Origin of the sequence: Sphingomonas larreae, assembly GCF_051400595.1 — a bacterium.
Taxonomy (GTDB): Bacteria; Pseudomonadota; Alphaproteobacteria; order Sphingomonadales; family Sphingomonadaceae; genus Sphingomonas.
This window is the reverse complement of sequence record NZ_JBLFFI010000004.1, coordinates 222,888-243,390: the sequence shown is the minus strand read 5'-3', so window position 1 is coordinate 243,390 and position 20,503 is coordinate 222,888. Positions and strand designations below refer to the sequence as shown.

16 protein-coding genes are annotated in these 20,503 nt (G+C 64.7%); 6 read left to right on the top strand and 10 right to left on the bottom strand.

The genetic code is table 11. The annotated features are described in order from the left end of the window. The first annotated feature begins 228 nt into the window (after window positions 1-228). Both ACMGDM_RS15655 and ACMGDM_RS15650 read left to right on the top strand, forming a co-directional pair. A complete protein-coding gene (locus ACMGDM_RS15655) occupies window positions 229-2,526 on the top strand; it encodes a TonB-dependent receptor (RefSeq protein ID WP_436805041.1) in 2,298 nt (765 codons plus the stop codon). Continuing rightward, window positions 2,526-4,418 (top strand): methyl-accepting chemotaxis protein, encoded by a 1,893-nt coding sequence (locus tag ACMGDM_RS15650; protein WP_436805040.1) that lies wholly within the window; start codon window positions 2,526-2,528, stop codon window positions 4,416-4,418. The genes ACMGDM_RS15655 and ACMGDM_RS15650 overlap by 1 nt, the downstream gene beginning before the upstream one ends. A 447-nt stretch (window positions 4,419-4,865) precedes the next feature. On the opposite strand, the gene ACMGDM_RS15645 is transcribed toward ACMGDM_RS15650, so the two are convergent. From ACMGDM_RS15645 to ACMGDM_RS15630, 4 genes are all read right to left on the bottom strand, one after another. Next, on the bottom strand, window positions 4,866-5,063 hold the full coding sequence (locus ACMGDM_RS15645) for a hypothetical protein (protein ID WP_436805039.1): 198 nt from the start codon (window positions 5,061-5,063) through the stop codon (window positions 4,866-4,868). 25 nt (window positions 5,064-5,088) lie between these two features. After that, complete coding sequence (locus ACMGDM_RS15640) at window positions 5,089-5,247, bottom strand: hypothetical protein (protein WP_183946334.1); 159 nt, start codon at window positions 5,245-5,247, stop codon at window positions 5,089-5,091. A 733-nt stretch (window positions 5,248-5,980) separates the two neighbouring features. After that, entirely contained in the window at window positions 5,981-6,508 is a 528-nt protein-coding gene (locus tag ACMGDM_RS15635; RefSeq protein ID WP_436805038.1) for a DUF937 domain-containing protein, read from the bottom strand. A gap of 64 nt (window positions 6,509-6,572) precedes the next feature. Beyond that, window positions 6,573-7,862 (bottom strand): esterase-like activity of phytase family protein, encoded by a 1,290-nt coding sequence (locus ACMGDM_RS15630; protein WP_436805037.1) that lies wholly within the window; start codon window positions 7,860-7,862, stop codon window positions 6,573-6,575. 381 nt (window positions 7,863-8,243) lie between these two features. Here ACMGDM_RS15630 and ACMGDM_RS15625 point away from each other — a divergent pair, with 381 nt between their 5' ends. Together ACMGDM_RS15625 and ACMGDM_RS15620 are read left to right on the top strand one after the other, a co-directional pair. Further along, window positions 8,244-11,114, top strand: coding sequence for a TonB-dependent receptor (locus tag ACMGDM_RS15625; protein ID WP_436805036.1), 2,871 nt, complete (start codon window positions 8,244-8,246; stop codon window positions 11,112-11,114). 20 nt (window positions 11,115-11,134) lie between these two features. Beyond that, window positions 11,135-12,997 (top strand): glycoside hydrolase family 36 protein, encoded by a 1,863-nt coding sequence (locus ACMGDM_RS15620; protein WP_436805035.1) that lies wholly within the window; start codon window positions 11,135-11,137, stop codon window positions 12,995-12,997. Between the two features lie 213 nt (window positions 12,998-13,210). Here ACMGDM_RS15620 and ACMGDM_RS15615 read toward each other — a convergent pair whose 3' ends face one another. Next, window positions 13,211-15,448 (bottom strand): TonB-dependent siderophore receptor, encoded by a 2,238-nt coding sequence (locus ACMGDM_RS15615; protein ID WP_436805034.1) that lies wholly within the window; start codon window positions 15,446-15,448, stop codon window positions 13,211-13,213. A gap of 89 nt (window positions 15,449-15,537) precedes the next feature. Here ACMGDM_RS15615 and ACMGDM_RS15610 point away from each other — a divergent pair, with 89 nt between their 5' ends. Further along, the gene (locus ACMGDM_RS15610; protein WP_436805033.1) at window positions 15,538-16,167 is read left to right on the top strand and encodes a DUF4198 domain-containing protein; all 630 of its coding nucleotides are present in this window, start codon (window positions 15,538-15,540) and stop codon (window positions 16,165-16,167) included. 828 nt (window positions 16,168-16,995) lie between these two features. Then, window positions 16,996-17,973, top strand: coding sequence for a GGDEF domain-containing protein (locus ACMGDM_RS15605; protein WP_436805032.1), 978 nt, complete (start codon window positions 16,996-16,998; stop codon window positions 17,971-17,973). A 32-nt stretch (window positions 17,974-18,005) separates the two neighbouring features. Here the strand turns inward: ACMGDM_RS15605 and ACMGDM_RS15600 are convergent, their stop codons facing one another. The 5 genes from ACMGDM_RS15600 to ACMGDM_RS15580 form a co-directional block, all read right to left on the bottom strand. Further along, window positions 18,006-18,410 carry a hypothetical protein gene (locus ACMGDM_RS15600; protein ID WP_436805031.1) on the bottom strand — a complete coding sequence of 135 codons (405 nt, stop codon included), beginning with the start codon at window positions 18,408-18,410 and terminating at the stop codon, window positions 18,006-18,008. A gap of 246 nt (window positions 18,411-18,656) precedes the next feature. Beyond that, window positions 18,657-19,052: a GAF domain-containing protein gene (locus ACMGDM_RS15595; protein WP_436805030.1), complete on the bottom strand. Its 396-nt coding sequence runs from the start codon at window positions 19,050-19,052 to the stop codon at window positions 18,657-18,659. Between the two features lie 167 nt (window positions 19,053-19,219). Next, window positions 19,220-19,381, bottom strand: a complete 162-nt coding sequence (locus ACMGDM_RS15590; protein ID WP_436805029.1) for a hypothetical protein — start codon at window positions 19,379-19,381, stop codon at window positions 19,220-19,222. Between the two features lie 68 nt (window positions 19,382-19,449). Then, entirely contained in the window at window positions 19,450-19,740 is a 291-nt protein-coding gene (locus tag ACMGDM_RS15585; RefSeq protein WP_436805028.1) for a hypothetical protein, read from the bottom strand. A 148-nt stretch (window positions 19,741-19,888) separates the two neighbouring features. Further along, window positions 19,889-20,101, bottom strand: coding sequence for a hypothetical protein (locus tag ACMGDM_RS15580; protein WP_436805027.1), 213 nt, complete (start codon window positions 20,099-20,101; stop codon window positions 19,889-19,891). Window positions 20,102-20,503 lie beyond the last annotated feature (402 nt).

The following is a 20,503-nucleotide window of genomic DNA, read 5'->3' as shown; positions in this document are numbered from 1 at the left end:
CCATGCTCGCAAGCAATTAGCTACCGAACCTCGCGGCGCCAGTTCGCGTGCCAATGGCTGATTACGATCGCTACGAGGTTAACCGATCTACAAACAAATTCCGGCTACCCGCGGATCCTCGGCAAATGAGGGTTGCTCGCTTTGTTCATTGGATCGCTTTGGCTTGCCGGCGCCTTGTCGTTGCCTCTGGTTGCAAGCGAGCTTCCCGCTGCGCCGCTCGCTACTTCGATGGCTACGTCTGCAGAACTCCCGCAGGAGGGGCTTGCAGACGACATTTTGGTTACAGCCACCCGGCGGGAGACAGTCGCTTCTCGTGTGCCTGCGAGCATCAGCGTGTTGAGCCGCGATGGGATGGACGAACGCGGCATACGCTCGATCGCCGACGTTGCCCGACTTACTTCTGGCGTCCGCTTCAACCCCGCGAACGGCAGCATCAGCGTCAGGGGCATCGAAGCCGGGCGCGGCGGTGCCGGCACCACCGGGATCTACATCGACGACACGCCTATCCAGCTCCGCGGTCTCGGCTTCAATCCGGACGAGGCCATGCCCGCGATCTTCGACCTTGATCGCGTGGAGGTATTGCGGGGCCCGCAGGGCACATTGTTCGGAGCCGGCTCTCAAGGCGGTACCGTTCGCTTCATCACGCCGCAGCCATCGCTAAGCACCTCCTCCGGCTACGCTCGCGCGGAGCTCAACTCGATTGAGCACGGCGGGCTTGGCTGGGAATTAGGAGCTGCAGCGAGCACCCCGCTGGTCGCGGAGCAGCTGGGGCTAAGGTTGTCGCTGTGGCATCGTCGTGATGGCGGCTACATCGACCACGTCGATACAGCGTCCAACCAGATCGACGATCGGGACATCAACGCCGGCGATGTTACCGTATCGCGTGTCGCGCTGCTCTGGGCGCCGCTCGGATCGCTACGTGTCAGTCCGTCGTTGCTGTTTCAGCGTCGACAGACTGCCGCTTGGAACTCATACTTTGCCGGTCTGTCGCGGCCTGACGCTGGGGCGTTCCGCAGCAGTTCACCGGAATATCGCGGCGGGCGGGACGAATACGTGCTGCCCTCGCTCAACGTGCGGCAGGAAGTCAGCTGGGGTGCGCTCGTCGCCAACCTCTCTTACTTCAATCGTCGGAATCTTACCGGGTATGACGGCACCGTCTACAACCTGTCCTACCTGCAGCACCGGGATATCTACCCGGGCCCCTATGACGAGAACGCAGTTTACCCGTTCCTGCTCGAGCGCGGCATCAATCCGGCACTGCCCCACTTTCTAAGCCCCTCTCGCGTCATCAACAGGCAGCGCAACGTGACCGCGGAGCTACGCGCGCAGGCGTCGCCCGGCGGGCGGCTCGATTGGGTTGCAGGTGTCTTCTATCAGCGCGCCAAGACACGGAGTTTCGAAGCGATTGAGGAGCGCGACAATCAGGTCTTCTACCGAGACGTTTTCGGCCAGAGCGCAGAAGAGCTGTTCGGCTACTCGAACGTCGGCAATGATAGCTACGTAAAGAACGTAGACGCGGACGAGACGCAGCTCGCCGGCTTCGCCGACGTGCGCTACCGGGTCGCCGAACGGCTGACCATCTCCGCCGGCGCTCGAGCCGCTCATACCACCTTTACATTCCGGAGTTCGGAGGCGGGAAATTTCACGGCCGAGCCGCTGCTGAGCCGAGGCCGGGCCGCGCAAACGCCAGTGACGCCGCGCCTCGGCGTCGATTATGTCTTGGGCAGGCGCGGGCTGCTCTATGCCAATCTAGCAACTGGGTTTCGTGCCGGCGGGGCCAACGCGCCGGTAAACCCTATCGCATGCCGCGTCGACCTGGACTCACTTGGCACTGATCGCGCGCCCATGACTTATGGCGCGGATCGCGTGCGCACCGCTGAGATCGGTGTGAAAGGAAGCGCTTTCGGCGAAGGCCTCCGGTTCGACGTCGCCGCTTATCAGAACCGTTGGAACGGCATTCAGCAGAATGTCTATCTGGCTGGCTGCGGCGTGCAGTTTATCGCCAACCTCGGTCGCGCGCGCACCCGCGGAGTAGACCTGCAGGCGACAGTCCGCCCCGCGCGAGGCCTGCTCATTGATGCTACCATCGGCGTAACGGAGGCACGCTTCGCCGAGACGGTCAGCGTCGGCCCGCTCGTGACGACCGTTCGCGCGGGCGACGCCATTGAAGGACCGCCGTGGACCGCGTCCCTTGGTAGCCGATACGACTTCACCATCGCGGCACGGCAGCATTATGTTCGCCTGGATCTTCAGCGCTTGGCCCGTCTGCGGCGCGCCACGCCGGAGCGCAATCCACTGAACGAGACAAGCTACGTGCCCGGTAGCAGCGCACCGGACGCCATCCTGAACATAAGCGCGCGAGCCGGACTTCGCCTTGGGTCGACCGAAATCTCGCTTTTCGCCGACAACCTTCTGAATCGCGCTTCTCGAACCAGCAGCGCGCCGGTGGACGCTGAAGCACGCCTTGTAGTGGCTTCGTCCGTCCGACCGCGCGTGATGGGCCTCACATTGATGACACAGCGTTGATGACCATGTCGAACTCCGAGACCAAAGCGACGAGCGAGGATCGGGCGCAAGCGCGTTCAGCTCGCGCCATCCCGCCTGCAATCTGGCGTGTGCTGGTGCTGGTGCTCCTCGCAGTAATCGGTTGCGCCGTTTTGCTCGCCAGCCTGTCACTCCGGATCAATGATCTGTCCGCCTCCGAGCGGCAGCGCATGATGCGCGGCGCATTCGCACGTGAGGGAGCCACGCTGCTTCCCATGATCCTCGATTACACCCATTGGGACGACGCTGTCCGCAACCTCTACGGCACCGTCGACCCGGACTGGGCGAGATCGAACATCGGCGGGGCGTATACGAACTTCATCGTCGATCGTGAAGGTCGCACTCTGTACGGAGCCGAGCCCTCGCGCAGGCAAGTGAAGATGGAGACCGTCGCTGAGCCCGTGCGCGTCGCGATGCTCGCGCGACTGCCAAAGACGCCGCTCGCAGCGCTGAAATTTCGCCCCTTCTGGGTCGCCGGCCTTTACCAAGGCAAGCCAGCGATCTTCGCGGCGAGCCCCATTGTGCCCGGCACGGAGCGTCAGGCGATGCCAGACGACGTGCACTATGGCATCATCGTCAAGCCCATCGACACAGCGATGCTCCGGCATTGGAGCGCTGCCTATTCGGTGTCGAACGTTCATTGGGCATGGACTGGCCGCGATGCAGAGAACGAGCTTGCCGTACGCGACGCCGCAGGACGTACGATCGGCTATGTGGCCTGGGATCCGATTCGCCCTGGTTTCGCTGCGATTACGGACCTGCTGCCGGTTGTGTTGGCCTGCACGGCCGCTTTCCTGTTGATTGCGGGGTTGCTCGCTCGACAGATCCTGCGGTCCGAGGAGCAACTTGAAGAGCGTACGGCGGCCGCGCTTGGTGCCGCCACCAAAGAGCTTGCGGCGCGGCGAGACGCTGAGCAGATGCGAGCGGAGGCAGAGGCAGCCCTCACTCAGGCAGAAGCCGCACGCCGACAGGCAGAGCGGATGACCGTGCAACAGCGCGAGGACGAACGTCGGCACCGCTACCAACTGCAAACCGCCTCCCACGAGGTGGCAGTGCGATTGCAGGATAGCATCGGCGTTCTCACCTCAACCTTGCTTCAGCGTGCAGACGAATTGGAGCGGAGCGCCCAGCGCACGCTCGCCGCCGTCAGCGCTCAGAAGGAGCAAGCGCAGGCGGCGCGGGGTACGAGTGAAATGGCCATGGAGGCAATGTCGAGCATCGGCGAGCGGGTCGGCGAGGTCCTCAAAACATCGACCCTGATACAGACAGCTGCCCATGATACCAGCGCGGCCAGCGCGCGGGCGGATGCGGAAGCTCGTTCTGCCGCTGATGCAAGCAGTGTGCTACAGAACAATGTTCGTTCGATCGGGGCTGCCAGCGATCTGATCGGAGAGATCGCGCGGCGAACAAACCTGTTAGCGCTCAACGCCACGATCGAGGCCGCGCGCGCAGGCGAGAGCGGTCGTGGCTTTGCCGTGGTGGCGAACGAAGTCAAGTCGCTCGCAATCGAGTCCGGCCAGCGCGCTAGCGACATCCTACGCAAGATCGGCGAAGTGGAGGTGGCTGCAACGCATAGCACATCGCTAGCCGCCACGCTGCACGCACTGCTCCAGGACGTCACTCAGGCGGCGGCGACGAATGCCGTCACTGCAGATCAGCAGCGGATTACTGCCGCCAGCATCCTCGATACCAGCAAGGCTGTCGGCGAGGAGGCGCGCGCCGCCTTCTCGGCTGTAAACGAGATCGTACGGGGACTGGACCTTGTGTCCGAGAACGCCTCCGGCACGCAGCAGGTTGGTACAGCGATTCGGCGTGAGGCCGTGGCGCTCCGAGCGGAACTGGACCGGGTGATCCTCCACCTTCGTGCCGTTTGAGCGCGCCTCACAAAGACCCATGGTCTACAACTTGCTGGTGAAGAGCCGCCATTTTTTGAGCTGAGCGGAACCGCGGTTCGACCGGAGGGCTCCATCCGATCACTCAGGGCCACCTGGCCGCCGTCCAACTCCGGACGTTGGTTCATCGCGATCGAACCTTCCAAGCGTCTCGCGCCGCTGTCCGGCTGGCTTGGTTGGGAGGTAAGAAGACAGTCAGCTTTCCTCCCAACTCGGACACAAGCGCTATGCCGGGAACGGGCCGGCAGCTGGTGATCAGTCTGCTTGAGGTATAGCCAACCAGCATCCGCTCAGTCGTTCAATTGCGCCTAATTCCGGTCGCCCCCATCCTGCCTGATTAAGCGTCCGCTTCAGGGTAGCCGCAGAGCGATTGTGAATGGCTGATTGCTGGGTCTCAGGCGATTAGCTGATCCTGCCGGAAAAGGGCATTCACCGCTCGCCCGGCCAAACGCCGGGAACAGGGTCACGATGCCCATTCACGAGCCCGTTACCCGTGGCCGTGTGCTTGCCCTCTGCATCGCTACGGATCAGGTCACGCTCGACCTCACGGTCGTTGGCGTCGGCACCAGCCTGACGATTGGCTGCATCCAGCCGGGCCTTGAGCAAGGGCATCTCGGACTTCTTCATGGATCAGCCCCTCGTGGTCGCGTGCCTATCCTCGCCGAGTGCCCAGCTCGAGCTGGCGTGCGAGCTCCTCGTGGTTGATCGACAGGATGCCGGCGGGTGCCGGCGAGCGCTTGGCGTCGTAGTTGGCGGTAGCAATCGGGCTGTGTCGGCGAGGCTGCATCGGGTCGTTGAACGTCTTGAACATCGCTGTCCGTCTACACGATCCCCCGGGCAGGCGCCACCACATCACCTATCCAGGAGCGCTGTCCGGCCTAGTTTCTGTGTGGTGAACCCTCGGGCTGAAGCCAAGCGAGCGCGCGATCTACGCTCTTGTCCTCCTCAACCACCCTTCGCACCAACTTTGGCGTATCCATCGGCAGGCGGATCGCGCAAGGCGTTTGCGATAGTAGCTCGAGCAAGTTGGTGGTGACGATCTCGCCGCTCCGGCGCGCTCGCCGGTAGGCTCTTAGTGCCTGGTCCATGGACCCGCCTACGCGCCGCCACAGGTTGATGCACAGCAAGGCCCATCCAGAGCGGATTGTACCGCGCGTCGTCGCAAATCAAAGCTGCGAGCTGCTCGGCTGCCATAAAGCGGGATTCGGCGATCAGCGTGATCGGCGCGGATCACGTCATCTGCACGCTTCGAATCCGCCTCTCCGCTTGCCTCTCACAGCAAGCCAGCCGACTGTTCTGCAGCACGCCTATAGGACCGGGGCACCCAGGTGGACGAGCGGCCGGAGTTGGGAGACGGGCGGGAGCCCTTGGGTGACCGCTTCTGGGTCAGCTGTCAGAACAACTCGCGGACCAGGCAGCTACCTTGGCAGTTCACCCAAAAGCCGCTCAGTGACCAATGCTTTTTTCAGTCGTACGACATGATCATCGGTGAGCCTGCCTTGGTGGAAGCCGCTGCATGTCACAGGCATTGCGAATAGCCAGCTTCATTGGCGACCGCCGAGTATCGAACCGAGCATATCCCCTAGGCCTCCGCCCGCCACGTCGCCATTAGGCCTGGTGCCACCAAATCCGGTGCCGCCAAGCCCACCGAGAACCGTGCCGAGGATGCCGCCAAGGCCACCCTGTTGCCCGCCGGAGCGACCCGCCATGTGACCGGCGACCAGCATCGCCAGGATCGGCAGCATTTGATTGAGAAGGGCGGGGTCGAGCCCACTGCTTTGCGCCGCATGCCCCGCCACCTGGCGGCTGACATTCTTTGACCCGAAGATGCCCCCGAGTAGTTGGTTGCCCCGAGCGATCTCGGTGGGTTCGCTGCCCATGACGTTGTGCGCCAGCCCAGCGCCGCCGAGTGCATCGACGTGCGCGTCTAGCCCGGCCGCATTGTCTCCCATTCCAGCCAGAACCGACGGCAGCAATGCTTCGGCACCACGCCGGGCTTGCTCGGGGGGAACCCCCAACTGGCTGGCAAGTGCTTCGATGCCGCCGCTAGGCAGCAGGTCGTTGAGGTTCATCTCGAACTCCTTGTCCTGATAACGTCAACGGCTGCCGACGCGCTTGGGTTCTCGCAGCAAGGCATCAGGTCTTCGTACTCAGCGGTGTCGTCAGACGTGCGCGCCAGAACTGCGTCGCCGCACCCGCCACGCCGAAATCATTGTCGCTGACGAGCAGCAGTTCGGCGGGGGAAAGCAGCGCCATGCCTTCCAGGTCCGCGCCGAGTTCCGGGAAATCGTCGCTGGTGAACACCAGCGTCTTGCCAAGAACCGGAAACGTCGGCTCCTCCGCAGCGCTGAGCTCCTCCAGCGTCGGGCGCGATGTCACGTCCAGGTGCGCGTCCGCCAGCACCGCGTTCGGCTCCAACACGCACCGGTAGATCTTGGTGGTCGCCGATCCCCGTTCCAGCACCAGCAGCGTGTCGGGCCCGATCCACAGCAGTTCGCTGACCTTGATGTCGCTGCGTTCGAACGCGCCCAAGGCACAATCGCGGGCGAAGCTGTGGGGATGGTCGAGCGGGTAGGCATATTGTGCCGCGACACGGCCCGTGGCGGCGTCCATGCGCCACAGGCGCACGTGGCGACCCTGCACGTGCGCATGTTCGTCGGGATGCGCAAGCGGGCTTTGGAAGGCGAGAAACAGCCAGCGTTCGTCCGACGAGATTGTCAGCGCCTCGAAGCCGCGATTGAGCTGGCGCTTCGCTGCGATCGCGGGCAGGCCGGCCGAGGCGTCGGTCGGCGATGATGCGGCCGGTGATCGGGGAAGCAGTCGCCGGACGACTGTTCCATCGGCGTCAAGCCGGACCAGCGACGGCCCGAACTCGTCGCCTATCCAGAAGCCGCCGTCCGACAAGGCGACCAGCCCCTCGGTATCCAGCCCATCCGGGTCAGGTGCGATGGGCATGCCGGATAGATCGAATACCGGCTCGGCCAGCAGGTCTTCGCTGCCCGGATTGGCAAGCCCCGACACCGGATGCCCGGTGATGGTGGTGAGGGACATCGCGCGAACCAGGGTTATCACGTCGCCCTCCACTCGCAGTTCGGCGAGCGTCGGTCCGATGTCGAGGCGGGGCATGATCTTAGCCCCGGGAACGTCACGCAGCGGTGCCAGCTGATCCAGCCCGTACTGGCCGATGATGTCCCGTACCTTGATGTTTGGTCCGCGATCTCCGATTGCCCAGACATGCCCGGGCGGGTCGCCTGCGCGCGTCGCCAGGCCCGAGCCGACGCCGTATCGCAAGGTCATGATGCCGCGTGGCAGCACCAGCGTGTCGATTACCGGGTCTTCCCAGGCAAGTCGCTCGAGAACTACCTCGGGAATGTCGGCTCTCCTGTCGATGCCTCGGTTATCTGAACAATGCGTCGGGCGCTTCATCGGCCACTGGTTCTGCCATCGACATGAATGAACGGCAGGAGACGGCGAGTAGGGGAGGCGGCATGAACGTCTGATTGTGGGTCTTTCACATCGGGTAAGACGTTCCCTTTCGCGCTCTTTGTCAACAAGCCGCGGATACAGCTGATGAAGCCGTTCGCGTAGGCTGAGCCAGCGTCCTCATCTGAGCTAACGGGCCATGCACAAGGTCTTCTATCGCTGGAGACGGCCGTCGAGTCGACGAAACTTACAATGTTGACGAAAGCAGCACTGATCCGATCGTCGTCTCAGAATAGCGCTTGCTCAAGGCTGCCAAGACTGGTTACCACATAGATCATAACAATTGGTCGGCGCAGATCGGCCTTCACACCGGGGAGGATTGAAATGAAGGTTTCAGTCAAGGCAGCGCTGCTCGCCAGCGGGATGATCGTCGCGTCGCCAGGCTCAGCGCAGGATATACCGCAGACCGCGCAGCCTGCGGCGGGGGCGCCCGTCACCAGTCCGCCCGGCACGGAGCAGGAGCCGACGCCGGTCGCGGCGCAGGTCGGACCGGGTGAGAGCGACGCCGCCGACGAGATCGTCGTCACCGGCATCCGCGGCAGCCTCGCCTCGTCGGCGCGGATCAAGCGCGACGCGCAGCAGATCGTCGACACCATCTCGGCCGAGGACGTCGGCAAGTTCCCCGACGCCAATATCGCGGAATCGCTCCAGCGCATCACCGGCGTCGCGATCGACCGCTCGGGCGGCGAGGGCCAGTTCATCACGGTGCGCGGCCTCGGGCCCGAGTTCAACACCGTGCTCGTCAACGGCCGCGTGATGGCGACCGACAATCCCGGCCGCGAGTTCTCGTTCGACGTGCTGTCGTCGAACATGATCCAGCGCACTGACGTGTTCAAGTCGAGCGTGCCCGAGCTGCAGGAAGGCGGCATCGGCGCCACGGTCAACGTCATCACGGCGCGTCCGCTCGACGGCCGCAGCGGCTTCCACGTCGCCGCCTCGGCGGGCGGCATCTACGACACGCTGCGGGAGAAGCTCAGCCCCGATTTCTCCGCGGTGACCTCGCTGACCAACGAGGCCAAGACGCTCGGCATCGTGCTGTCGGGCTCCTATACCGACCGGCGCAGCCAGCTCGACTATATCCAGACCGACGGCTGGCTGTTCGGACCGCAGAACATCGTCAACGGCAGCGCGACCTCGACCGGGCTGACGACGGGCGCGCTGGGCAACACCGGCGCGACCGTCAATGTGCCGCAGAACCTCGCCTTCGCGCGCCAGCTCGACCGGCGCCGCCGGATCAACCTGGCCGGCGCGGTGCAGGCGCAGGTGACCGACCAGCTGCTGCTCACCGTCGACGGCATCTACTCGAAGTTCGACGTGTTCACGCACCGGAATATCTTCGCCAACTTCTACTCGGCGCCCTATATCGGCCTGGAGCTCGACGACACCGCCTCGGCGATCGGCTTCAACCGACCCGGGCAGCAGTTCCTCGCTGCCAATCCGCTGCTAGCATCTCGCGTGTCGCTCTCGCAGAACGACAATATCGTCAACAACAACGACCGTCGCACCGAGACCTACCAGGTCGGCGGCAACCTCAAGTGGAACCCGACCGAGGACGTCGAGGTGCGGCTCGACGCATCGCGGACGCGCGCGACGCAGCGCAATCCCACCCAGTTCGTCGTCGTCGGCTCGCTCGCGCAGACCAGTCCGCGGTTCGACCTCAACGTCGGTGACGACGTCCCCACCGCCTCCAATTTCGGCAACATCACCGATCCTTCGCTGATGCGCGCGCACTTCACCGGCATCGATGCCAACCGCGTGCGCGACACCAGCTCGGAATATCACATCGACACCGACTATAAGATCCACGACAGCGTGCTGCGCTCTGTCCGGATCGGCATGGCCTATTCGGATCGCACCAAGATCCGCCGCTTCTTCAGCAATTCCGACGGCAATTGCGCCTATTGCGGCTACGACATCCCGGTCGACCAGTCGCTGTTGTCCCCCTACAAGCTCGACAATTTTCTCAAGGGCGTTTCCGGCGCGCAGAACGCGCCCGGCCAGTTCTTCACCTACGACACCGACGCGGTGATCGCCTTCCTCTCCGATCCCGCCAATCTCGCCCGCGCACGCCAGGGCCGGACCGCGGCGGAGCAGGCCGCCGAGGCCGCGCGCCTGCTGGCGCTGCCGGGCGGCCCCTACGGCGTGCGAGAGAATGTCGGCAGCACCGCCAACGTCAACGAGCGGCTGCTCGCCGGCTATATCGCCATGTCCTTCGGCGGCGAACGCTGGAGCGCCAACGCCGGTGTCCGCGTGGTGCGGACTCAGACCGTGTCGCGCGGCTTCGCGCAGCCGGTGATCAACATCACCAACACGCGCGGCGACGACACTTTGGTCTTCACCTATGGCGAGTCGACGCCGGTCTCGATCCGCAACAGCTACGTCAACGCGCTGCCGTCCGCGAACGTCAAGTTCAACGTCACCGACAAGTTCATCGCGCGCGCGGCTTTTTCGCAGACCGTCACGCGGCCGACGCTAACCGATCTCGGCGTCGACAATTCCTACGGCGGCCGGGTATCGGTGCCGCAGTCGAGCGGCGGCAACCCGACGCTGGAGCCGTTCAAGTCGACCAACTACGACGTCTCGCTCGAATATTACTTCAACTCGATAAGCTATCTGAGCGCCGGCGCCTTCTACAAGGACCTCAGCAACTTCCTCGAGCTGCAGACGCTGCCGGTCGAGCGCTTCGGCCGCACCTTCCAGGACACGCGGACGCGCAACGGCCAGACCGGCTGGATCCGCGGCATCGAGGTCGGCGGGCAATATTCGCTCGACTTCCTGCCCGGTCCTCTGTCCGGCTTCGGCCTCGCGGGCAATTACACCTATGTCGAGAGCAAAGCCGAGCGTGACGCGTCGCTGGCCGACTATGAGTGCGGCTACAACGGCCTGTCACCGCACTCGGCGAACGGCAGCGTGTTCTACGAAAAGTACGGCATCTCGGCGCGCGGCTCGTACAATTGGCGGTCCGAATACCTGCGCTCCTGCCGCTCGGACCAGGGGCGGCCGCGCAATCGGTCGAGCTACGGCCAGTTCGACTTCAACGTCGGCTACGATATCACGCCAAACGTCCAGATCTACGTCCAGGGCGTCAACGTCACCAACCAGCGGATCCACGAATGGTCCGCGATCGAGGAGCGCTTCCTGCTGCTCCAGGAGACCGGCGCGCGCTACAATTTCGGCGCGCGGCTGAAATTCTGACCGCGGCCGGGGAGGGCGACGTGAGGAAGGTGGCGCTCGCCGGCGCGCTGGCCGGCTGCCTCCTGGCAGCGTCCACGATGGCGCAGGCGCGTCCGCCCGCGGCGATGGAGACGCGCCGCAGCGTCACCATCGCCGGGCTCGAGCTGACGGTCGCCGGCACGCTCGACGGCTTCGCGCTCGAGGTGCACGCCGAGCCGATCGCGCCCGGCGTGGCGCGCGCGGTGCTGACGCTGACGCGCGCCACGCCCGCGCCCCCGCCGCGGCTGACGATCCGCTGGTCGCAGCCGTCGGTCGACATGGCGGGGATGTGGACCCCCGACGCGAGCCTGGGCCGGACGATCGTGCCCGATTTCGCGTCGACGCGGCTGCGCTCGACGCTCACCGCCGCGGCGCCGGTGCTGGCGCTCTACGGGCGCGGCGAGCAGAATCGGCTCACCGTCGCCGTCGAGGAGGCCGTGACGCCGGTGCTGCTCGCGGCCAGGGTGCGCGAGGAGGACGTACGCGTCTACGGCAGCGTCGAGCTGTTCAGCGAGCGCCACGCGCCGCTGACGCGCTACACCACCAGCCTGCGCCTCGACACGCGCGCGATCCCCGTCGCGGACGCGCTCGGCGACGTCGCGGCCTGGTGGTCGCGCCAGCCCGGCAAGGTGCCCGTGCCGGCGCCCCCCGGCGCGCGCGAGCCGCTCGACTCGACCTGGTACAGTTATCACCAGGCGGTCGACGAGGCGACGGTGCTGGCCGAGGCCGAGGCGGCGGCGCGGCACGGCTTCACGGTGATGATCGTCGACGACGGTTGGCAGACCGGCGACACCAACCGCGGCTACGCGCATGCCGGCGACTGGCGCCCGGAGCGGCTGCGACGCATGCGCGTCGTCACCGACGCGCTGCACGCGCGCGGGATGAAGGGGATGCTGTGGTTCTCGGTGCCGCTGGTCGGCGACGACGCCGCGGTGCTGCCGCGCTTCCGCGGCAAGATCCTGCGGCGCTGGGCCGAGCAGCGCACCAATGTGCTCGACCCGCGCTACCCCGAAGTGCGCGCCTATCTGGTCGAGACCTTCCGCCACGCGGTGCGCGACTGGGGTTGGGACGGGCTCAAGCTCGACTTCATCGACATGTTTAGCAGCGACGAGGCGACCGTGCTCGACCGTTCGGACGGGCGCGACATCGCCTCGGTCTACGAGGCGGTCAACCGGCTGATGATGGACGTCATGACCGCGCTACGGGCGGTCCGCCCCGATGTCTTGATCGAGTTCCGCCAGCCCTATAGCGGCCCGGTGATCCGGACCTTCGGCAACATGCTGCGGGCCTCGGACGCGCCGAACGAGTCGATCCTCAACCGCCAGCGCATTGTCGACTTGCGGCTGCTCGCCGGCGCCACCCCGGTCCACGCCGACCCGATCGTGTGGCACCCCGAGGAGCCCAGCTCCGCCGCCGCGCTCCAGCTGCTCGACACGCTGTTCGCGGTGCCGCAGGTATCGATGCGGCTCGACACGCTGACGCCCGCGCATGCCGCGATGCTGACGCACTATCTCGCTTACTGGCGCGCCAATCGCGCCGTGCTGCTCGACGGGCGTCTCCGTCCCGAAGGGATCAACGCGCAATATGAGCTCGTCCGCGCGACGACCACGGACAAGCAGATCGTCGCCGCTTATGCTGATCGCACCATCGTGCTGGATCAGCCGGCACGCGGGATCGACCTCGTCAACGCCACCGCGGCGTCGCGGCTGGTGGTGGAGGTGACGCGCAATCTCGGCCGCTACGAGGCGCGCGCCACCGATGCGGAAGGGCGAGCGGTGTCGCGCACGCTGATCGACCTGACGCGCGGCGCGCATGTCGTCGCGGTACCGCCGGCAGGCATCGTCGCTCTGGTGCGTCGACCGTGAGCGGCGCATTGCCTCGAGTGAGAAGCGTCAGTGATGAGGCTGAACGAGTGTCCGAAATCAGGAAGCGGTCAAGACCTCACGAGTGACTGCTTTTGGGTCTAAGGATTAAGAACCGCAGTGCACCTTCACCTCCATCGAACCCGGCCAGCCGTAAGGGGAAGCCGGGTCGCTGGGTCTCCATTGCTCATGCACAAGGAGCACGATGGGAACTGGTTAGAAGGCTACCCGCAAGCTCCCGATCACGCGTCGAGGCTCTCCATAGAAGCCACCCGGGCCGCCGAAGGCGAAGCGGACGTTGCGGTAATAGCCCTGATCCAGCAGGTTGGTGGCGTTGACGCTGAGCGTCGCGCGTTCGGTCAGCGCATAGCGCAACAGGGCATCTATCGTGGCATAGCCGCCCTGCGAGACGGTGCCGGGTACCAGCACCGGTGCGCCTGCTGCGGTGAAGCGGCCCGAGGGAACGTTGCCGCGATCGAAGATGCGCGACTGCGCGGTCACCCCGCCGCCGATCGTCAACCGTCCGCCGTGCAGCCGATAGGTCGTGTAGACGCGGCCAAGATGCAGCGGGAAGAACGGGTTGACGTGCAGGCCGGTGGGATCCTCGCTTCGCGCATAGGTGTAGCTGCCGTTGAGCGACCATCCCGGCAGCGGCTCGCCCGCCAGCTCGAGTTCGCCGCCCCAGGTCTTCACCCCTGAAATTGAGATCGACGGGGTCAGGTTGCCCGGCAGCGAGTTGGGTATCCCGTTCGGATCGGTCTGAGTGAGATTGTCCTGCTTGATGTGGAAACCCGCGGCCGAGACGGTGAAGGCCGGTCCGAACGGCGAGAGCTTCACTCCCGCCTCATAGTTGGCGCCAGTGGTCGGCGGCAGAATCTCGTTGGCGGCGTTGCGCGCGGATACCGGCGAGAAGACGCTGGCATAGCTGGCATACAGCGAGACCGCCGGGGTCAGGTCGGCGACGACCCCGCCGTAGGGTGTCCACCTTCTGACCTGCTGGACGTTGCTGGGCCCATCCGGCAGCGGTGCGCCGGTGGCGCTGAAGTTGTCGCGATCGGCGCGGTAATCCGTGTAGCGCCCACCCGCGATCACCTTGAGCCAATCCGCCGGGTTGAGCCGCACCACGCCGTAGCCGCCGGTCTGGCGAAGCGTCTGCGAGAAATCGGGAAGGGAAGAGCGGATGATTGGTGGAGGAGCGAAGTTCGGCTGCCACGGGTCAATGTCGGGCGTGGCGGTCGTCGGATAGCCGACCGGAGCATCGCCGAAGCGCGAGCGGTTGACCAGGAAGTCGCGCTGGAAGTGGTTAGCCCCCGCAACCACCTCGTGCTCCCGCCCGAAGAGCCGTACCTTGCCCGCCACGTAGCCATCGAGCGCGTCCTCGTTCTGGTCGACCTCGCCGTAGAAGCTGAACGGCGCGGCCAGCCCAGTACCGTCGCGATTGGGGAAGCCATTGGGAATGTTGAACAGCCGGCTGTCGTTATCGCCGCGACGCCCATTGTAGCTCACCCGCACCACCCAGTTGTGGCCGATGTCCTGCTCGGCCGACGCGAACACCGTGGTGGTTTCACGGCGCCAGTAGGTCCAGCGTGCCGTGCCTGTGAAGGAGCGCGGGAAGTCGGTCGCGCTGCCGTCACTGTAGAGCAGCGGGACCGAGCCCCAACCGGCGCCCTCCGAATTGGTACGCAGGTAATCGGCGCCGACGCGTAACCGGGTGTGCGGCGTGACGTCCCACTCGATTGTACCGTACAGCACCGGGATGCGGTCGTGTTGCAGGTCTATGTACGATCCGCGATCGGTATAGGCAGCGGCGACACGCACGCGCACCGAACCGTCCGTCGTCACCGGCCCGCCGACGTCCGCTTCCAGCCGATAGGTCGAGAAACTGCCTCCCTGCATGTTGAAGTAGCCGCGAAACTCCGAAGGAGCGCGCTTGCGGATCAGGTTCACCGTCGCGGATGGGTCTCCCACGCCGGTGACCAGTCCGGCCGCGCCGCGGATCACCTCGACGCGGTCGTAGATCGCCATGTCGCCGACCGCGGAATTCTCATAGCCGCTCACCTGATAGATCGTCGGCACGCCGTCGTTCTGGAAGTTGCGCACGGCGAAGCCGCGCACGTTGAAGTTGGTGCGATTGCTGTCGGTCGAGCTGATCGTCACGCCCGGGGTCTGCGCCAGCACCTCGGTAATCGAGGTCAGGTTGAAATCCTCAATCCGCTGGCGGTCGACGACCGTGACTGACTGCGGCGTCTCGCGCAGAGTCAGCGGCAGCTTGGTCGAAGTAGTCGGGCGCTGGTCCTTCTCGCCAGTAACGACAATGTCCTGGTCCTGGTCGGGAGCAAGGTCGGCGGCGTCGAGCGCACCGTTGGAGGTAGCCGCCACCGCGGCGAGCGCGAGCGCATACAGACTGGAACCGGCGAGCACCGACACGAACCCCTTCTTGTTATTGGAATTCATTCGCATTAACGAAGGTGCGTTAGGGCGTAAAGCATATTTGCGAGCAGGTCGCAGCAACATGTGCGCCGTATCGTTCGAGGAGACAGGACATGATGAAGCTGGTTATCGCCGCTACGCTGCTCGGGACCTCGACGCTCGCGGCCGCACACGAGGTCTGGATCGAGCGGGATGGCGACGCACCCGCGCGGATCTACCTGGGGGAACCAGCTGAGCCGATCCCGGCTGGCGGCGATCCAGAGTTCTCCAAGCTTCGCGCGCCGCACCTGGTGCCGGCATCGCGTTTGTCGCTGGTCCGCAAGACCGACCACCTCGAAGCGGTAGTGCCAACCGGCGACGTGCGGGCGTGGGATGGCAACGTGTTTGCACCATGGGGCCCGGCGGCGCGACGCGAAGCGGTGGTCTACTACGCGCGCGCGGGGCGCGCCGAGCCTGGTGCGATACTTCCCTTCGAGATTGCGCCGGCCTCTGGCGCTGCCAATACGTTCGTCTTGATGCGCGACGGCCGGCCGCAAGCCGCAACCGAGGTGACGCTGGTTACCCCCGCGCGCGCCAAGCAGACGCTTCGCACTGACGGGCAGGGAAGGGTGGGCGTGCCGGTCGCTGGTAAGGGCCGCTACCTTCTCAGCGCTGCCGCGCGCGACGAGGGTGAGCGCAACCACGACGGACAGACGATCCACGTGCTCCACCACGTCACTACCACCACTTTCGTCGCGGACTAGGTTCCTTCTAGGCTCAGCAGCGGGCCAAGAACCTGCGCTAAGGGGAAAAAAGGCGGTCGAATTGAACGGATCGGCTTGGTCACCCTAACTGTCTGCGTTGGGGATCGACAGACGACTTGGTGTTGCGCTGCGCGTATAACCTGCCGGCGGTAAGTCGGTCGTCGCGTGCTCTCCTCAACCGTTGATCCGCGGTTGATGACAGCCTCTATGAAAGACGCTGGTTCGCTCCTGGTAGCGGATACTTCAACCCTGAGGCTCGAGATGTGCTAGCGTCTCGAGCCTCAGAATTTAAGCGCCGACGCTGCTAGGCGCCGGCCCCCGTCACTCACTCGCCCTTGCGAGCAACCTCGGTGATGTTGAGCACCAAGGTGGCGAACGTGATGCAGAGCAGCGCGCTGCCAGCGAGCAACTGTGCTAGCTCCTCCTCTTCTCGATCGCAGATGAAGCGCTCCGGCGCGTCTTGGCAGTACGTGATCTTGATGCGGCGGTGTGGTAACCGGAGATCCTGTGACCACGACGGCCGCTAACCATCTTCTCTTCCGCTGATGTGGCAGACGCACAACGCTTCTTGAACCGCCAGTTTCGACAGCTTCTGGCGGGCGAAAACGCTGAAGCTGCGGTGAGGAAACGGTGTCCTCACGGCGCGGCAGACCAACAGGATCGGGCGAGCCCAAGGCGTCAGCGCGGCGTTCAACGGGTTCGTGCCCGAGCTCAGGCGTGCCGGCCGGTATGAGGGGGGTACCCTGCCGCCAGAGTGAAACGGCTTGGCGCGTCCGGGGGGAACGCTATCGACCGTTACGGAGTAGGGGGTGCGAAAGGAGACGGCCGATGGACATGGTCGGTCCGCAACGGGCCAAGAGCCTACGGGTTCTCGACTTCCTCGACGACCATAGGCTGGCGCACAACCCGCTTAATTATAGCTTCGCGTACCACCTCCTTGTCGAAGCCGACCTTGACCTGTCTCGTGAGGTTGAGCGGATCACTGACGGCAGTCTCCGCATAGCGCCCGAGGAGATTGAAGGCCTCATGGCCAGGCTTCGCGATCGCCCCGCGCCAAAGGTCGACGTAGCGCCCGAGCTGGATCGCCTCACTGTCCAGGTACTCGACATCATCGGCGATGCGGCCAGCGCTACCGGCGATCTCAACCGCGATCTCGTGGGTGCCGCTAGTTCGCTGCTTTCGCCAGATGGGCAGGATATTCGCCGCATCATCGGCGCCATGATCGAGCGCACGTCGCGGGCAGAGGCCAATCTCGCGGCTGCTACGGGGCAGGCAGAGGCACTGCGAGACGAGCTCGCCACCGTTCGGGACGTAGCGAGCCGCGATCGACTGACCGGCCTACTGAACCGACAGGCGATGGAGGAGCGCTTGTCAGCCGCGATCGCAGGGCCGAACGGCTGCGCCCTGGCCTATGTGGATGTCGACCATTTCAAGACCATCAACGACACTCACGGGCATGCTGTCGGCGACCGGGTGCTGAAGGTGGTGGCGCACACACTGTCCGAGACGTGTGCTCCCCACGAGGTCGCACGCTGGGGCGGTGAGGAGTTCCTCGTGCTGATGGCTGGTGTCAGTGCCGAAGACGGCGCTGACATCATCGACACGGCACGGCGCCGGCTCGTGGACCGCCGGCTGAAGCTGCGGGAAACGGACACGCCACTAGGGATGATCAGCTTCTCTGCGGGTGTAGCGTCTTCCGAGGAACAAACGGCGCTCACCCTCGTCGAAATCGCCGATGCGCTTCTCTACGAAGCGAAGCGGGGCGGCCGTAACAAGGTCCTGGCGAGGAGAGGCAACGCGCCCTGATCAGCTTCGCCATGACGGAGTGGCGGCCTGGCTCAGCCGTGGCTCAGCGCGTCGACGTGCCGGTGAACTTGGCTCGCGAGAGCAAGCGTTTGATCACCAAAAGGGACGGCCGATGAGGGGAGGGCTCCTTCGCGATACGCGACGAGCGCTGCGGTCACCGCCAATGTACCGATCATAGCAGCTCGATAAGCGTTCACGCCGGCGAGCCAGCGGAATGCCACTGCCACCACGGACATCGTTGTGGCAATGGCGAGGGTTGCCCAGCCCCACACCAGCAGCCAGGCTGGTAAGCCGGCGAGGTGTGCAAAGCCCAGAGCAGCTACCGACATGGCGAGTGTTGATGATCCGTCGCGGCGCCAAACCGCATTCCACAACGACAAAGCGCAGCCGCCAGTCAGGAGCAGGAAAAAAGCAGGCGATCCGAAATCGAGGTCCATGAGTTACGCGATAACCTCGAAGCGGCATGAACGCCTGCCTAAGCTATGGTTAGCGCAATCTTAAAACGAGACAGCGAGCTGGATCACGTCATCTGCTATCGCTTCGTCCGCCACGGCTGCCTGCTTCACCGCACCGAAGATCCGGCGCGGCGATGCCGTCGAATACGTCACCTACAGAACAGGACAAGGATTGCAGCCCCAGGTTGCTCTACCAAAGCGCAGAGGAACAAGCATCTACAAGCAAGTCTAGGAGCTACTCACCAGTCGCTCCACGGACCGTGCCAGATGGCTTAGGTCATAGATGTCGAACATGCCGAGACGCGGCTTGGTATCAGCGACGCATAGCGCCCCCAGCGCGAACCCAGCCCGGTCAACCAGCGGAATGCCGGCATAGAACCGGATGCGCGGATCTCCCAGCACAGCTGGGTTGCGGGCGAACCGAGGGTCCTGGAGCGCGTCAGAAACGATCAGCGGCTCGCCGGGCCTTAGAATGGTGTGGGCGCAGAATGCGTCGCTGCGGGGGGCCTCATCCGCTTCCACGCCGATCCGGGCCGCGAACCATTGCCGAGCCTTATCGATGATGGTGACTGCTGCGATGGGCGCTTTCGTCAGCCGAGCCGCCTCTTCGACGATCGACTGCAACGCTAAGCTCCTCGGACGCGTCAGGATGCCAGATTGAACGACCGCGGCCTGCCGCCGCGCCTCGTTGAACGGAATAGGTGCGCACGCTGCCACAACCCTCTCCCTCCTCGCTAACTCACAAAAGCTAGTGGGATCATGGGGTTGCGTGAAGGGGCAATGTTTCTGACCTAGATGAAGACGCTGCCACTCGGGCGCGACTGAAACAGCAGCTTGTCCTCGACCCGCTGCGCGTAGCGCCGGATCTCCCGTGCCGCACTGATGTCGGTGACCGTCGACGCAACGCGGGTCGCTACGGCCAGTTCACTCTTAAGCTGACGAACATCGTCCATGGCGCTCTCCCAGCCGCTCGGACGGTTGATGATCTCTCGAAGTGGTTCGTTTGAGCGTCTCCGGCCGATTAGGCGGCGCGCCGGGTCCAGGAGCTTAGCAGGTCGCGAGCGACACGTTGTGCGGTCGCAATCTCGCGCGCTGTCATGTCCTCTGCGATTTCGGCGCGAGCCGCAGCGGCGTCCTCATGACCGCCGACTGCTGCGAGGTTGAACCACTTATGCGCCGTCGTCAGGTCAAGCGCAGCGCCGCAGGTCCCAGTCGAGTAGGCCACGCCCAGGTCATACGCAGCATTTGCGTCTCCGCGTGTCGCTTCCGCGGTGCGGTGCGCAAGTAGCGCGGTCTCGAAGTCGGTCAGCATCTCTCGTCTCGGTGCAAGTTGCTCGATCTGTGCAACTTTCTCCGATTCGCCTTCCGATATGGTTAATGGCGCTGGGGCGAGTGTGCCGGGGTGGAGAGGACGAAACGTCGGCGGGATCGAGATGCGGCTTGCGACCGATACGAGGAGATCACGCCGCCATGAGGGGTGCTGGTTGGACCACGGCAGCCGGCATGGAGACACGAACGACATAAGCCACGGCCTCGCGCCCAGCCCGCTCGACGCGGCGGATGAGGTAACGACCCTTCTGCAGATCGACGAAGCCGCCTGCGGCCGGCAGGCTGGCCTCGTCCTGGTCGCAGATGAAGCGCTTCGGCGCGTCCTGGCAGTACGTAATCTTCATGGGATACCTACCTGTCCGATCCGTGAGGATGGTAGCCCCCTTCTGCTTCAGCCCTGTGACAGCGTCCTCAGCCTGTGCCGCTGGTGGAGGGATGGCGCAGCACTTCGATGCGGCTGTGCCGGTGAGGCGAAGATGGGTTCGGATTGGTGCAAAGCTATCGCAGTTCGTGGCGCCCGCAATCCTTGCTGCGGCACCTGCGGAGGTGGTGCGATGGCTTCGTTCAGGGCGATTGAGGAAACGCAGGCGCGCGCTCGATCAACCCTATACCGAGCTTGTGGCAAGGCGTCAGAGCCACGACGTTGGTGAACTTGGCGAGGTGCACGGCCGCGCCGAGGAGGCGCTCGCCGGCGTACGCGGCCTGGTCCAGATGCTCGAGGATTGGTCGGTGATAAGAAGTCGTAG